This window comes from Planctobacterium marinum (genome assembly GCF_020687805.1).
Classification (GTDB): Bacteria; Pseudomonadota; Gammaproteobacteria; order Enterobacterales; family Alteromonadaceae; genus Planctobacterium; species Planctobacterium marinum.
Genome location: NZ_JAJEWQ010000012.1, coordinates 28,557 through 43,372 on the forward strand (window position 1 = coordinate 28,557; position 14,816 = coordinate 43,372).

Consider the following 14,816-nt stretch of genomic DNA (forward strand, 5'->3'; position numbering starts at 1 on the left):
CAACACACGAGGCTCAGCATTTCCCGTGCGTTGGCATCATCGCAGGTCTAAAAATTAGCCGCAGTGTTTTGGCGCAAGTATTGGGCTCAGCGCTTTAAGATATGCATTCGCGGATGATTTCACTGTGTCCTGTTGCATTGCTTCTGAACCTTTGTGAGTCTTTTCCAGTTCAGCTGCGATGCCCTCTAAGTCTTGCTGCAAACGCTGTACTGCGTTTTCCAGGGTGTAGGTTAATTCATGTATTTTGAGCATATCCTCAACACCGATCTCAGACTGTTCGACAATACCGGCAAGTCTGGCATTGAACTTGTTCAGATTACACAGCGCGACGGTAGTATCGGGGGCCTCCAGTGAGGGAAAGTGATTGTATTGTTCATCCGCAGACAAACCGGTCATTGTTAACATGGAAACAGAAAGTGTAGTGAGTAGAGTCGTTTTCATTGCCTTACCTGAATAATGCTGGCCATCATCTTATTGATACTCAGCGCCAGTGCTTGTGTGTTTTCATTCTTTTAAAAAACGAAGCGCAAAATGATCTTTCGTCCCGGCTCCGTTTTTGCAGGCAGCCATAATAATACGAACAGTTATTGTTTTCATCTATGTCACACCATCCGTATCAAAAAGAACGAGTTATGCCCAAAATGACCAACTCCCGGCCTTAACGTAAAATTGTAAAAAATGTAAAAGTGCTGTCCCTCACCTTGACCATTAATGATAATCATTATTATTTATTGAGACAAAGGTGCCAAGTGAACAAACTAGTTTTAGCAGGCAGTATCTGCCTCGCGGGTGTTTCATCTTTCGCGGCTGCAGCCGAAGAAGAAACAAAAAGTACAGATTTTGAAAAAATTACCGTCGTAGGTGTTGCGACTAACTCGATTATTACCGCAGAAGAAGTCGAAACCTATCAGGCTAATGACCTGGCTGACGTATTTCGGGCGACCCCCTCGGTCTCCGTTGGTGGCTCAGTCGGTGTTGCTCAAAAAATCTATATTCGCGGTCTGGAAGACTCCCTGCTAAATGTCACTGTAGATGGTGCTCAACAAACCTCTACATTATTCCACCATATCGGCCGGGTAAATATCGACCCTGATCTGTTACAACAAGTGGATGTACAGGCAGGTGCCGGTGAAGCCACCAGCGGCCCGGGCGCTATTGGCGGCTCTATCCGTTTCAAAACAAAAGACGCCAACGACCTGCTGGGCGCAGATCAGCAATTTGGTGGTAAATTAAAGTGGAGCGAATTCACCAATGATGGCCGTCGGGTCAGTGGTAGTTTATACGGAAAGCTCAGTGACTCATGGGGACTTTTAGGCTACTACAGCGACGTAGAACGCAACAATTTTGAAGACGGTGACGGCAACGAAGTGTTGGGTACAGCTGCAGAGCAGGACATGGCCTTTGTTAAGCTGAGCGGTAACATCACAGATCGCCAATATCTGAGCGTCAGCTATGAAAAGCGTGACGAAGAGGGACAATTCAGTGCCCGCCCCAACTGGGAAGTTCCTGAAGGTGCGCCTTTATATCCGAGCCAGGCTGAAAGAGAAACTGTGGTGGCCAACTATAGTTACGCCCATAGCGAATTAGTCAACCTGGAAGTCACCGCGTATCAAACAGAATCTGCATTTCGCGGTGGTCGTTTTGACTGGCTCGCCACCATAGACACCTTCGGACTGGATATTCGCAACACCAGTGAAGTCGGAAATCACATTTTTATCTATGGTGTCGACTATCGTGATGACTCAGTAGAAAGTGGCTATGCTATTCCCCAGGCGGAAGAAAATCACGCCGAGGAAGGCAGTGTTACAGGCTGGTACTTCCAGGGTTATACCGACGTCACCGATGCATTGCGTCTGAGTTATGGTGCCCGCTATGATCAGTATGAATATGATCAAAAAATCCTGCTGGACGATTATTACGGCACTCCCATTACCGAAGCGCCAGCCCAACAAGATGATAACGAGCTGAGTATTAATGCCGGTTTGTCATACGCTTTGACCGACAAATGGACATTTGGTCTGGGTTACGCAGAAGCGGCACGCGGCAAGGAAATTGGTGATGGTTTTACCATTGATGGTTATTTGTATGATGGCTCTGAAGAACCCGTTACCGGCAGCAATCTGGTACCGGAAACTGTAGCCAACATCGAAGCCTCTTTGCAGTACAGCGACAACAACCTGAATGCCAGAATCGCGGTGTATGATTCGCAACTGGACGATGTGATTTTTAATCGCCTGTACGGTGATGCACTGTTTGAAAACATCGGTACCATTGAGACTCAGGGTTTCGAATTTGACGTGGCTTATCGTTGGGGTGAATTTGACTTCTTCGTTGGTTTTTCCAGCAACGACTCTGAACTGGACCCTCGCGCAGATCTGTATACGACGGAATACAGTAATATTGCCATTAATGGTTATGAGTTTAACGGTTTAGGTAACTCTCGTGGCGACACCTGGGTATTAGGCTTAGATTATACGCCGCACGCCGATGTGCAGATTGGCTTTAATGTAACACGGGTGAACTCCATCACTTTCGATACATTGCATCAGGATCACGATCTGGGCTGGGTAGACAGCTTGTATGCCTTAACTAAGCCCAGCTACACCACAGTCGACCTGTACGGCGAATGGCAAGCCACTGCCGACCTGAGTTTTAATCTGGCAGTCACTAATGCGTTCGATAAACTGTATCGCGATCAATCCAGTGTTGGTGACTTTAGTGCTGTACCTGGTTATGAGTTAGTGGTCGGCCCCTATGAAGCTGGTCGTGATATTCGACTGACTGTAGCTTATACCTTTTAACCTGTAGGAAGTCTGGCACCTGATGTTTCGCAAAATTATTTTCTGGTCGCATCTGGTGCTTGGCGTCAGTGGTGGCGTGATTATTTTTATCATGTCAGCCACTGGCGTTGTGCTGACTTATGAGCGACAGATCCTGGAATGGCAGGAATCCCGTTTTACTGTTGTTGAAAGTCATGGTGCAAGCCGCCTGACAACCGATCAGGCGTTGTCTGTGGTCCGGCAAAAACACCCTGACGAACACCACTTTTACCTCAGACAAGTTAATCGTCCGGGCGCAGCCATTCCGGTCTGGGCAGGACGAGACAGTTATCTGCTTCACCCTTATACCGGCGAAATTTTACTAACCGGCCCCACTACCCTGAGTGGATTTTTTCGCTGGAACGAAAACCTGCATCGTTGGCTGTTAGCTGACGGTAGCTTAAGGCCCATTACCAAAAACATCACGGCCTACAGTAATCTGGTGTTTTTGTTCCTCATTATCACCGGTCTGTATCTCTGGTTGCCGAAAAATATGCGCTGGAAAGTGGTCAAACAAAGTTTGTTGTTTCGCCGCCAACATAACTCCCGTCGGTCTCGCTATTTAAACTGGCACAAGGTGTTTGGCGTCTGGACGTTAATACCACTATTTTTTATTGTTTGCACCGCCACTATTTTTCATTTTCCGTGGGCAAATAAGCTGCTTTACAGCGCCTACGGTGAAGTGATTCCCGCACGCGAGCAACACCCGGAACTGGAACATCTTGAAGATGGCAAACAAAGCTACGAAACACTGTTTCGGATTGCGCAACAACACAGCAATCTGCACAGTCATCGTCCCTGGTACTCCATGTGGATGGAAGTAGGTGAAACGGCCGGTGAGGTACGCTTTTTTATCGATGCTACAATTGGTCTGCACCCGGAACACGCCTATTCCTTGTACCTGGATGCGGATACCGGTGATGTTGTTAAAGCCAAGACCCAGGCGGACTGGTCAAAAGGAGATCGGGCATGGGATGTAGCGCGGTATCTGCACACCGGGGAATATTTCGGGTTGCCGGGGCAAACTATCGCCGGGCTGGCCTCACTGGCCGCCTGTATTCTGGTGTTTACCGGTTTTTTCTTATCCTGGAAACGGCTCATTACACCTCGCCTTAAAGCCCGGCTGACATAGCAAATTACGGCGGGCAGCGGCTGTTACTCCAGTCCCAAAAACCCGCCGGTTTGATGCTGCCAAAGACGCGCATACTGCCCCCCTTTGGCCAGTAACTCCTGATGCGTTCCCATCTCTACGACCTTGCCTTTGTCCAGTACGATAAGTCTGTCCATTGCTGCAATGGTGGACAAACGATGAGCGATGGCCAGGACCGTTTTATTCGCCATGATTTTATTCAGACTTTCCTGAATGGCGACCTCAACTTCTGAGTCCAGCGCCGACGTCGCTTCGTCTAATACCAAAATGGGCGCATCTTTTAACAGTACTCTGGCAATGGCAATGCGCTGCCGTTGTCCGCCTGAGAGCTTGACCCCCCCGCTCTCCTACCATGGCATCGTAGCCACGCTGGCCCTGTTGATCAGTGAGCGATAAAATAAATTCGTGAGCTTCCGCCTGTCTGGCAGCAGTAATCACTTCCTGTTCACTGGCATCCGGTTTGCCATACAAAATGTTTTCTCTGATTGAGCGGTGCAACAGGGAAGTATCCTGTGTCACCATGCTGATATTGGCGCGTAAACTTTCCTGACTGACCCGGCTAATATCCTGACCGTCAATGCTGATGGTACCTTTCCCGACGTCATAAAAGCGCAACAGCAGGTTCACCAGGGTAGACTTTCCCGCGCCCGATTTACCCACAATACCCACTTTCTCACCGGCCTGGATAGATAGTTTCAGGCCGTCGAACACCGCAATGTTGTCAGCAACACTCTTGTAATCAAAGGTAATGTTGTCGAACTGAATCGCGCCTTGTTTAACCTGCAAAAATGGAGCGTTAGCCACATCCTTCACTTCCGTTGGCAGCGACAGGGTATCAATGCCGTCCTGTACCATACCAATGTTTTCAAATAGTCCGGAAAATTCCCACATTATCCACTGTGACATGCTGTTTAGGCGCATTGCCAGTGCCACTGAAATTGCGATATCACCTGCGGTGACCGTACCCACTTGCCAGTAAAAAAGTCCCAGTGCAACAACGGCAAACACCAGCAATGCGTTGCTTAACCAAACGCAACCATCCAGTACGGTTACCAGACGCATCTGTGGATATACTGTTTTCAGAAACGCCTGCATACTGGAGCGGGCATATTCGGTTTCCTGGGTACTGTGAGAAAACAGTTTAACTGTCTGAATATTGGTATAACTGTCCACAATCCTGCCAGTCATGGTAGAACGGGCATCAGCTTGCTTTTGCGACACTGACTTTAATCTGGGAACGAAATACCGAAGTATGAGTACATACACCACAAACCAGGCAGCAAAAGGCACTGCAAGGCTGAGGTCCATGGTCATCACCAGAATCACAATGCTGAAAAAGTACACAGACACATAAACCATGAGATCCATCATCTTCAGCACGGTTTCGCGAACTGACAACGCAGTTTGCATGACTTTGGTGGCAATTCTGCCGGCAAAATCATTGTAGAAAAACGACAAACTCTGATGAATCAGATACTGGTGAGCAGACCAGCGAATGCGCATCGGAAAATTACCCAGTAACGACTGGTGTGAAAACAATGCCTGCAGGACCACAGCCGTTGGCAGACCGATAACCAGCAGTCCCGCCATCCAGTACAGTGTGCTTCTATGTTGCTGAAAATACTGCTCCGGGTTCCCGGCGGCCACGGCATCAACCAGGGTTCCCAGGTAACCAAATAAATACACCTCCAGCACTGCAATTGTACCGCTGAGTAAAGACATCATTAGCAGCGCTGGCCACATACCTTTGCAATAATGCATACAAAACGCCAGCAGGGTTGCAGGCGGCTTACCTGACTCAGTTTCCGGAAACGGCTGAGTCAGGCTTTCAAAAAACCTAAAGATCATAGATAAATTAGAAAGCTTAAAAAATAATTGAGAAAACCCAGTAGAGGCAAATAACGATTTGCACCAGGAAGAGTACCAGTCTTAATTGTACCGCAATAATAGAGGTTGAGAGAAGGTGTACACAGGACTGAGCCAGGCGAGCGGCAAATACTACCAACGCCAAACCGTTAGTCAGCTCTTGTTGACCGGTTGCCAACGCCAACAATAGTGTTCCACCTACAATGGGAAAGCTTTCCACACAATTTGCCTGGGCACGGGTTAATCGCGAGCCAAACGGGGACACGTCTTCGCCACTGGCGTTAAACTGATTGGCCGCTTTTTCCCCTTTGACGACCACAATCGATCGAAAAACAATCAGGGCAATGAGCAAAACTATCGTCCAGGCAATATAACCCGCTAACGCAATAACAGTGGCAGACATAATAACTCCAACTAATGAATGTCATTACAAGACCCAGAAAGAGAAAATAAAATTCCTGAGCCTCTTCAGTGTATTGCAAGAAGAAACATTTCGAAAGTTATACAACGGGAATAAAAAAGGCTCCGCAATGGAGCCTTTGTGCCTATTGGAAGTAATTAAGCTTCTTTTGACTTTTCACGAGAAGCGCGTTTACGATCATTCTCGGTTAACAGCTTCTTACGGATACGGATGCTGATTGGTGTTACTTCTACCAGCTCATCATCGTCAATAAATTCCAGGGCCTGCTCCAATGACATTACGATTGGTGGCACCAGGTTTTGCGCTTCATCAGTACCGGAAGCGCGCACGTTAGTTAACTGCTTGCCTTTAAGTGCGTTTACGGTCAGGTCGTTATCACGGCTGTGAATACCAATGACCATACCTTCATACACTTCAACGCCGTGTCCGATAAACAGACGACCACGGTCCTGCAAATTAAACAGGGCGTTAGTCAGGGCCTTACCAGGTGCGTTAGCAATCAATACCCCGTTCTTGCGTTGACCGATGTTACCACCTTTGTGGTTAGCGTAATGATCAAACGTGTGGTACAACAAACCCGAACCTGAGGTCAGAGTCATAAATTCAGTCTGGAAACCTATCAAACCACGGCTTGGGATCACAAAGTCCATGCGCACCCGGCCTTTTCCGCCCGGAGACATATCGGTTAATTCACCTTTACGCAGGCCAATTTGTTCCATAATTGAACCCTGGTGCTCTTCCTGACAGTCAATCGTCAGTGTTTCGAACGGTTCTTGTAGCTGACCGTCAATTTCCTTAAGAATAACTTCAGGACGAGATACAGCCAGTTCGTATCCTTCGCGACGCATGTTTTCAATCAGAATGCCCAGGTGCAATTCACCACGACCAGATACCCGGAATTTATCAGGGTTGTCCGTTTCGTTGACGCGCAAAGCCACGTTGTGCACCAATTCAGCTTTCAAACGATCCAGGATATTACGCGAGGTGACGAATTTACCTTCTTTACCGGAAAACGGTGACGTATTGACCTGGAAAGTCATGGTAACGGTAGGCTCATCAACCGACAGCGGAGGCAAAGCCTCAACCTTGTTCACGTCACAGATGGTGTCTGAAATTTTCAGCTCACCCAGACCGGTTACCGCGATAATGTCGCCAGCGTAACCAGCGTCCACTTCATGTCGCTGCAGGCCCATATAGCCCAGTATCTGGCCTACTTTGCCATTGCGTTTTTTGCCATCCGCCGTCACAACAGTAACCTGTTGATTCAGTTTAACGCTACCGCGGGTAACACGACCAACACCGATTACACCTACATAAGAGTTATAATCAAGCTGCGAAATCTGCATCTGGAGAGGACCATCTATATCTGCATCAGGTGGTGATACCTGATCTACAATGGTCTGAAATAGTGCCGTCATATCTTCAGCAGGCTGGTCAGAATCTAACGACGCCCAACCGTTTAGCGCTGAAGCGTAAACCACCTGGAAGTCCAACTGCTCGTCAGTTGCCCCCAGGTTGTCGAACAAATCAAATACCTGGTCCATTACCCAGTCAGGACGTGCGCCCGGCTTGTCGATTTTGTTAATCACAACAATCGGCTTTAATCCCTGAGCAAAGGCTTTTTGAGTAACAAAACGCGTTTGCGGCATTGGGCCTTCCTGCGCATCAACCAGCAACAGTACAGAGTCAGCCATTGACATTACACGCTCTACTTCACCACCGAAATCGGCGTGTCCGGGCGTGTCAACGATATTGATACGGTAATCGTTCCATTTAATCGCTGTATTTTTCGCCAGGATAGTAATACCACGTTCTTTTTCAATGTCATTGGAGTCCATGACACGTTCTTCAGTCTCACCCCGGCTTTCAAGGGTTCCTGACTGCTGCAGAAGTTTGTCTACCAGGGTTGTTTTCCCGTGGTCAACGTGGGCTATAATGGCGATATTACGCAACTTTTCTATGGCTACCGGATTGGCTGTCATTTAATGATTTCTCTGTAACTTATTAAAACGATGGCGGACGTCTTCGTCAGCACGCTCAGGTGCTCGGTTTTTAACCGGATGAGGTCAGCGAGGCGCGGATTTTACAGGGTTATCAGAAAATAAGCGATTGAAATCTAAACTTTCTTCAGAATATTCACTGGATTGTCATATTTACAGGTTCAGTTTATTTATTTAACGCATTATTAGACTATGTCTTTGCACCAATATGGATATAGACTAGTGTTTTAACTGATAAACGCCAATACATTGCACTATTTTGGATCGTTATGCACCATACTGGTGCCTGCGGATATAAAAACAGTAACACTGACAAACAGGTGTTTAATATAACCCTATGTTTTATATCGACTTTTATTAAATATTAAGATGGCATGAAAATAGCTAAATACACAAGCTATAGATATAAGCTATGATTTCAGGAATTTTTAAGGTGTTTCCTGACACCAACTATGACCTACTCAACCGGAGGACAATATGTCAGTAGAATCGGCTTTAGCCTTGATTGCAGAAAGTGAAGCAAAGTTTGTTGATCTGAGATTTACCGATACAAAAGGTAAAGAGCAGCACGTTTCTATCCCTGCAGGGCTTATCGACGAAGAGTTTTTTGAAGAAGGTAAAATGTTTGATGGCTCTTCAATCGCAGGATGGAAAGGAATCAACGAATCAGACATGATTTTGATGCCAGATCCCGCTACTGCTGTATTAGATCCTTTTGCTGAAGAGGCACAGGTTAACATTCGCTGTGGTATCGTTGAACCTTCTACTATGCAAGGCTACGACCGCGACCCTCGCTCAATTGCAGCTCGCGCTGAAGAGTATCTAAAATCAACAGGTATCGGTGATACCGCTTACTTCGGTCCAGAGCCAGAGTTCTTCTTGTTTGATGACATCCGCTTCCACACTGAAATGGGCGAGTCTTACTACATGATCGACTCATCAGAAGCCAAGTGGAACTCAGGTGCAGAGTTTGAAGGCGGTAACCTGGGTCACCGTCCTGGCGTAAAAGGCGGTTACTTCCCGGTACCTCCGGTTGACTCTGCTCATGACATTCGTACCGCAATGTGTCTGGTTATGGAAGAAATGGGCCTGACAGTTGAAGCTCACCACCACGAAGTAGCCACAGCGGGTCAGAACGAAATCGCATGTCAATTTAATACTATCGTTAATAAAGCAGACGAAATCCAAATCTACAAATATGTAGTTCACAACGTTGCTGATGCCTACGGTAAATCTGCCACCTTTATGCCTAAGCCACTGGTAGGTGACAACGGTTCTGGTATGCACTGCCACCAGTCTATCAGTAAAGATGGTCAAAACATCTTTGCCGGTGATAAGTACGGCGGTTTGTCTGAAGAAGCCTTGTATTACATCGGTGGTATCATCAAGCACGCGCGTGCCATTAATGCCTTCGCAAATGCTTCTACTAACTCCTATAAGCGTTTAGTACCTGGTTTTGAAGCTCCGGTAATGCTGGCCTATTCAGCGCGCAACCGTTCTGCTTCTATCCGTATTCCTTACGTAACCAGCGCGAAAGCACGTCGTATCGAAGTACGTTTCCCTGATCCAACTGCCAACCCTTATCTGGCCTTTACAGCCATGTTAATGGCCGGTATCGACGGTATCAAAAACAAGATCCACCCTGGCGATGCAATGGATAAAGACTTGTACGACCTGCCAGCAGAAGAAGCCGCTGAAATCCCAACTGTTGCCAGTTCACTGGAAATGGCGTTACAGGCACTGGACAACGACCGTGACTTCCTGAAAGCGGGTGGCGTAATGAGCGATGACATGATTGACGCCTACATCGCACTTAAAGCTGATGAAGTAGAAAAACTTAACATGACTACTGCACCAGTCGAATTTGACATGTACTACAGCGTATAAACCGCAGGTACAAGGTTAATCTGATAAAAACCCGCTTAATAGCGGGTTTTTTTGTGAACATTTTCACTTTTACTATTGAGAAATCCCCCCGGGCAGACAACACTTACAGAGTCTTCCCACTAAATCATTGTGCTATGTCCTGTAAATTCGCCACTTTATTAATGATGTTGTGCCTCTGTGTGAACGCATTGGCGACAACAAAAATATACAAAGTAGTGAAAGCGGATGGCAGCATAGTCTATACCGATAAACCACCGGCTAACGCCCAGGAATATAAACTGGAGGTAAAACCCAACATTATCGCTACACCTACGCACAAAAATAGCGCAACAACGATCCCGGCGAGCAATTCCGCACCATCACCAGACTATAGCGTAACGATCACTTCTCCCGCCAATGAAGCTACTGTGCGCAATAATGCCGGCACTGTCACTATCAGTGTGAATGTATCACCGGAAGTCAAAGGATTGTACAGGCTCATTGTTAATGGTGAGCCCACTGCTCAACAGGCTTCCCCGGTTTTTGAACTTCAGGAACTGAACAGAGGTGAGTATAAAATAAAAATCGAACTTCTTGACCAGTCAGGCAAGCTACTTGCATCTTCTCCGTTAAGCACCTTTTATCTACATAAAGCATCTGCACTAATCAATGCAAACTAGATAATTCAAGGGGTTAGAAAGCAGCGCTTTTAATCCTAAATTTTTTATTGCACTATAATAGTGCATTGCAGTTCTAAATTTATGAGTGAAGATATCAAACTAAATAATTTGCTGGATAATCTTTCAACAGCGATTCTATTGCTTGACGAAAATATGCATATTCAATTTGCTAACCTTTCGTCTGAATCCCTGTTTGAGCATTCCCGCAATCAACTCATCAATCACACCCTGACCGAGTTTCTCATTGGCGACTGTATCAAGATAGAGCGTTTCTACAGCGCACTGCAAAACAGAGACAGTTTCTCGGAAAACGAGATCCAGCTTATTTTCAAGGACGGGCGCCACAGTCTGGCATCAATGATAGTGACCTATTACGAGTCTGCTGAACGGAAGATGTTGGCGCTTGAAATCAACCCGATTGACCAGATCAAAAAGCTCAATCAGGAAAGCCATCAATGGGCGGTACAGCAAGCATCCAGAGATCTGATAAGAGGCCTGGCGCATGAAATAAAGAATCCGTTGGGAGGTATCAGAGGGGCAGCGCAACTACTTGAACGGGAGTTGCAGGACACAAACCTCACTGAATTTACGCAATTGATTATCGAGCAATCCGATCGATTGCGAAACCTGGTTGACAGATTACTGGGGCCAAATAAGCCGCCAGATTTCCAATGGGTTAATGTTCATAGGGTGATCGAAAAAATCCGAACCCTGTTAACTATCGAACACGACAGCATTATTATTGAACGAGATTACGATCCCTCTATCCCGGATATGTATATCGACCAGGATATGTTACAACAGGCAATTTTGAACATTGCCCGCAATTCCGTGCAAGCCATGAATGGCAATGGCACATTAAAGTTTTATACCCGAATTCAACGGCAATCCACCATACACGGCACCCGATTTCCTTTGTGCGCCCAGATCAAAATTATCGATGATGGTCCGGGTATTCCAGATACCATTAAAGACACCTTATTTTATCCTATGGTGACTTCAAAAATTGATGGTACCGGCCTGGGTTTATCCATATCCCAGTCACTAATCAATCACCATAAAGGCAAAATTGAAGTAGATAGCTGGCCCGGACGTACCGAATTCACAATCTTAATTCCCATTGCTAAGAAGGAAGACATCAGATGAGTAATGCTCCTGTATGGATTGTTGACGACGACAGTTCAATTCGCTGGGTTCTGCAAAAAGCATTACAAGGCGCCAATATAGAATGTTTTAGCTTCGAAAACCCCGAGGATTTGCTGTTACAGTTAGACTCAGGTCAGGCACCAGAGGTCATCATATCGGACATCAGAATGCCGCAAATGGATGGTATGCAATTGCTGGAAACCGTACACCAGCAACATCCTGATATTCCCTTTATTATCATGACAGCGCACTCTGATTTAGACAGTGCGGTGAACGCCTATAAACAAGGGGCGTTTGAATATCTCCCCAAGCCCTTTGACATTGATGAAGCTATTACTCTGGTGCAAAAAGCACTTACCAAAGCCAGAGAAAACAATACTAAATCCGGCAACAATGACCCCAGGGTTAAAACTGAAATCATCGGCGAAGCACCTGCTATGCAGGAAGTGTTTAGGGCGATTGGTCGATTATCCCGGTCCAGCATCAGTGTCCTGATAAATGGGGAATCAGGAACCGGCAAAGAGCTTGTTGCACAAGCACTGCATAAGCACAGCCCCAGAGCGGATAAAACCTTTATTCCCCTGAATATGGCAGCTATTCCTGGCGACCTCATCGAATCGGAATTATTCGGGCATGAAAAAGGGGCGTTTACCGGCGCTCAAACCACTCGTGTGGGACGCTTTGAACAGGCTAATGGTGGCACCCTTTTTCTGGATGAAATCGGAGACATGCCCATTGATGTACAAACCAGATTACTCAGAGTGCTGGCCGACGGACAGTTTTATCGCGTCGGTGGTCACGAACCGGTAAAAGTGGACGTGCGTATCATCGCCGCTACCCATCAGGATTTGGAAAAACGGGTCAGTGACGGTAAATTCAGAGAAGATTTATACCACCGACTCAATGTTATTAAAATCCACCTTCCCAAATTGAGTGACCGCAGTGAAGATATCGTACCTCTGGCCCATCACTTCCTGGCATTGGCAGCCAGAGAACTGCAGGTTGAAGCTAAGATTCTCGGGAAAGAAAGCCAGAAAATTCTCAGCAACCTGCCCTGGCCCGGAAACGTCAGACAATTAGAAAACATTTGTCGTTGGCTGACCGTGATGGCGAGCAGTAAAGAAATCCAGCCCGAAGATTTACCGCCAGAAATCCACAAGCAACAGGTATTTACCTCTCAGGAATCATCCCAGGCCACCTGGCAAGAGTTGTTGTCTTTGTGGGCAGACTCACAGTTGCGCTCCGGAAAAAACGATATTTTGAATGAAGCCACTATGGAATTTGAAAGAATACTCCTCGATCGTGCGTTAAATCATACTCACGGGCATAAACAAGATGCAGCAAAACGTCTTGGCTGGGGCAGAAATACCTTAACCAGAAAGCTCAAAGAGTTAAATTACAAATAAGCTGGAACAAGCTGATTTTTTAAAACTGCTTGCAGATAATATACAAAAACTCAGCATACCACGGACTTTTGCTTGTCCTGGTGGCTGACGGCGATGGCATTGGCAGATTGGAACAAACAGCGAAGCGTTACCGCTGTGAAGTTTAAAGCTACAAGGAAGTGTTTGTTTTCCCAATCGTTCCAAATAGGCGCTGTCATCAGTGATGCGCTTTTCCTGTTCAATTGGCAGAGCCCCCCTCTTTGAGTTTAGCCGTGGTGTACTGTTCAAAGACTAAGGTGTTGCAACCATGTTCATACACCGGGCTGAGAGAAACAAGTAACCTGATGGTACCTTACACGCCTCCATCAGAAAGCCAGTTTGTGCTGTGATACGATTGCAATGCGATATCATCAGCGCGCTCTAATCGCCGCCATTTCCAAACGGAATCTTCACCATACAATTCATGCAGCGTCTGGTTAAACTCCGCGCTAAAAAGTTATTCAGCGAGCACACCCCACTGTTTGTCATTAAATTGGAAATCAACAGATACAAAAAAGGCCGCTTGCGCGACCTTCTTTTGGGATGGGTTGTAATCGTCGATATTAGTCGATGATTTTAGCTACAACACCAGCACCTACTGTACGACCACCTTCACGGATTGCGAAGCGCAGACCTTCGTCCATCGCGATAGGAGCAATCAGTTCTACTACGAACTTCAGGTTGTCACCCGGCATTACCATTTCTACGCCTTCTGGCAGCTCAACAGCACCTGTTACGTCAGTTGTACGGAAGTAGAACTGTGGACGGTAACCTTTGAAGAACGGAGTGTGGCGACCACCTTCGTCTTTGCTCAGTACGTATACTTCTGCTTCAAACTTAGTGTGTGGGTTGATTGAACCCGGCTTAGCCAGTACCTGACCACGCTCAACTTCGTCACGCTTAGTACCACGAAGCAGAACACCAACGTTCTCACCTGCACGACCTTCGTCAAGCAGCTTACGGAACATCTCAACACCAGTACAGGTAGTCGTAGTCGTTTCTTTGATACCTACGATTTCTACTTCTTCACCAACTTTGATGATACCTTGCTCAACACGGCCAGTTACTACTGTACCACGACCTGAGATGGAGAATACGTCTTCGATTGGCAGAATGAACGGCTTGTCGATTGCACGCTCTGGCTCAGGAATGTAAGAATCCAAAGCTTCGCCCAGCTCGATGATTTTCTTTTCCCACTCTGCGTCGCCTTCCAGCGCCTTAAGAGCAGAACCCTGGATAACGGGTAAGTCATCACCTGGGAATTCATATTCAGTCAGAAGTTCACGAACTTCCATTTCTACCAGCTCTAACAGCTCTTCATCGTCAACCATGTCACACTTGTTCATGAATACGATGATGTAAGGTACGCCAACCTGACGACCTAACAGGATGTGCTCACGAGTCTGAGGCATAGGGCCGTCAGTCGCAGCTACTACCAGGATTG

Annotated in this window: 10 protein-coding genes and 1 pseudogene; 6 read left to right on the forward strand and 5 right to left on the reverse strand. The window is 46.8% G+C overall.

The window, feature by feature from the left end; genetic code table 11:
• Positions 1–54: 54 nt before the first annotated feature.
• Positions 55–441, reverse strand: a complete 387-nt coding sequence (locus LJ740_RS22865) for a DUF6746 family protein (protein ID WP_229531463.1) — start codon at positions 439–441, stop codon at positions 55–57.
• A gap of 308 nt (positions 442–749) precedes the next feature.
• Between LJ740_RS22865 and LJ740_RS22870 the strand changes: the two genes are divergently transcribed.
• Complete coding sequence (locus LJ740_RS22870) at positions 750–2,801, forward strand: TonB-dependent receptor domain-containing protein (RefSeq protein ID WP_229531464.1); 2,052 nt, start codon at positions 750–752, stop codon at positions 2,799–2,801.
• Between the two features lie 22 nt (positions 2,802–2,823).
• On the forward strand, positions 2,824–3,951 hold the full coding sequence (locus LJ740_RS22875) for a PepSY-associated TM helix domain-containing protein (RefSeq protein ID WP_229531465.1): 1,128 nt from the start codon (positions 2,824–2,826) through the stop codon (positions 3,949–3,951).
• A gap of 23 nt (positions 3,952–3,974) precedes the next feature.
• Here LJ740_RS22875 and LJ740_RS22880 read toward each other — a convergent pair.
• The 3 genes and pseudogenes from LJ740_RS22880 to typA form a co-directional block, all read right to left on the reverse strand.
• Positions 3,975–5,814 (reverse strand): annotated as a pseudogene (locus LJ740_RS22880) (ABC transporter ATP-binding protein).
• A 19-nt stretch (positions 5,815–5,833) separates the two neighbouring features.
• Positions 5,834–6,238, reverse strand: coding sequence for an MAPEG family protein (locus LJ740_RS22885; protein WP_229531466.1), 405 nt, complete (start codon positions 6,236–6,238; stop codon positions 5,834–5,836).
• Between the two features lie 155 nt (positions 6,239–6,393).
• On the reverse strand, positions 6,394–8,238 hold the full coding sequence (typA, locus tag LJ740_RS22890) for a translational GTPase TypA (protein ID WP_229531467.1): 1,845 nt from the start codon (positions 8,236–8,238) through the stop codon (positions 6,394–6,396).
• A gap of 495 nt (positions 8,239–8,733) precedes the next feature.
• Here typA and glnA point away from each other — a divergent pair, with 495 nt between their 5' ends.
• The 4 genes from glnA to glnG all read left to right on the forward strand — a co-directional run bounded on the left by glnA (position 8,734) and on the right by glnG (position 13,354).
• Positions 8,734–10,143, forward strand: a complete 1,410-nt coding sequence (gene glnA, locus LJ740_RS22895; RefSeq protein WP_229531468.1) for a glutamate--ammonia ligase — start codon at positions 8,734–8,736, stop codon at positions 10,141–10,143.
• A 164-nt stretch (positions 10,144–10,307) separates the two neighbouring features.
• Entirely contained in the window at positions 10,308–10,802 is a 495-nt protein-coding gene (locus LJ740_RS22900; RefSeq protein WP_324255650.1) for a DUF4124 domain-containing protein, read from the forward strand.
• An 81-nt stretch (positions 10,803–10,883) separates the two neighbouring features.
• A complete protein-coding gene (glnL, locus tag LJ740_RS22905; protein ID WP_229531470.1) occupies positions 10,884–11,948 on the forward strand; it encodes a nitrogen regulation protein NR(II) in 1,065 nt (354 codons plus the stop codon).
• Positions 11,945–13,354 (forward strand): nitrogen regulation protein NR(I), encoded by a 1,410-nt coding sequence (glnG, locus tag LJ740_RS22910; protein ID WP_229531471.1) that lies wholly within the window; start codon positions 11,945–11,947, stop codon positions 13,352–13,354. The genes glnL and glnG overlap by 4 nt, the downstream gene beginning before the upstream one ends.
• A gap of 581 nt (positions 13,355–13,935) precedes the next feature.
• Here the strand turns inward: glnG and tuf are convergent.
• Positions 13,936–14,816: elongation factor Tu (tuf, locus tag LJ740_RS22915; RefSeq protein ID WP_229531250.1), on the reverse strand; the 881-nt coding region annotated here is incomplete at its 5' end.

Bases quoted from the DNA above. Each gene is read 5' to 3' on its own strand.
- LJ740_RS22865 (WP_229531463.1), bottom strand. From the start codon at position 441: ATGAAAACGACTCTACTCACTACACTTTCTGTTTCCATGTTAACAATG.
- LJ740_RS22875 (WP_229531465.1), top strand. From the start codon at position 2,824: ATGTTTCGCAAAATTATTTTCTGGTCGCATCTGGTGCTTGGCGTCAGT.
- LJ740_RS22885 (WP_229531466.1), bottom strand. From the start codon at position 6,238: ATGTCTGCCACTGTTATTGCGTTAGCGGGTTATATTGCCTGGACGATA.
- typA (WP_229531467.1), bottom strand. From the start codon at position 8,238: ATGACAGCCAATCCGGTAGCCATAGAAAAGTTGCGTAATATCGCCATT.
- glnA (WP_229531468.1), top strand. From the start codon at position 8,734: ATGTCAGTAGAATCGGCTTTAGCCTTGATTGCAGAAAGTGAAGCAAAG.
- LJ740_RS22900 (WP_324255650.1), top strand. From the start codon at position 10,308: ATGTTGTGCCTCTGTGTGAACGCATTGGCGACAACAAAAATATACAAA.
- glnL (WP_229531470.1), top strand. From the start codon at position 10,884: ATGAGTGAAGATATCAAACTAAATAATTTGCTGGATAATCTTTCAACA.
- glnG (WP_229531471.1), top strand. From the start codon at position 11,945: ATGAGTAATGCTCCTGTATGGATTGTTGACGACGACAGTTCAATTCGC.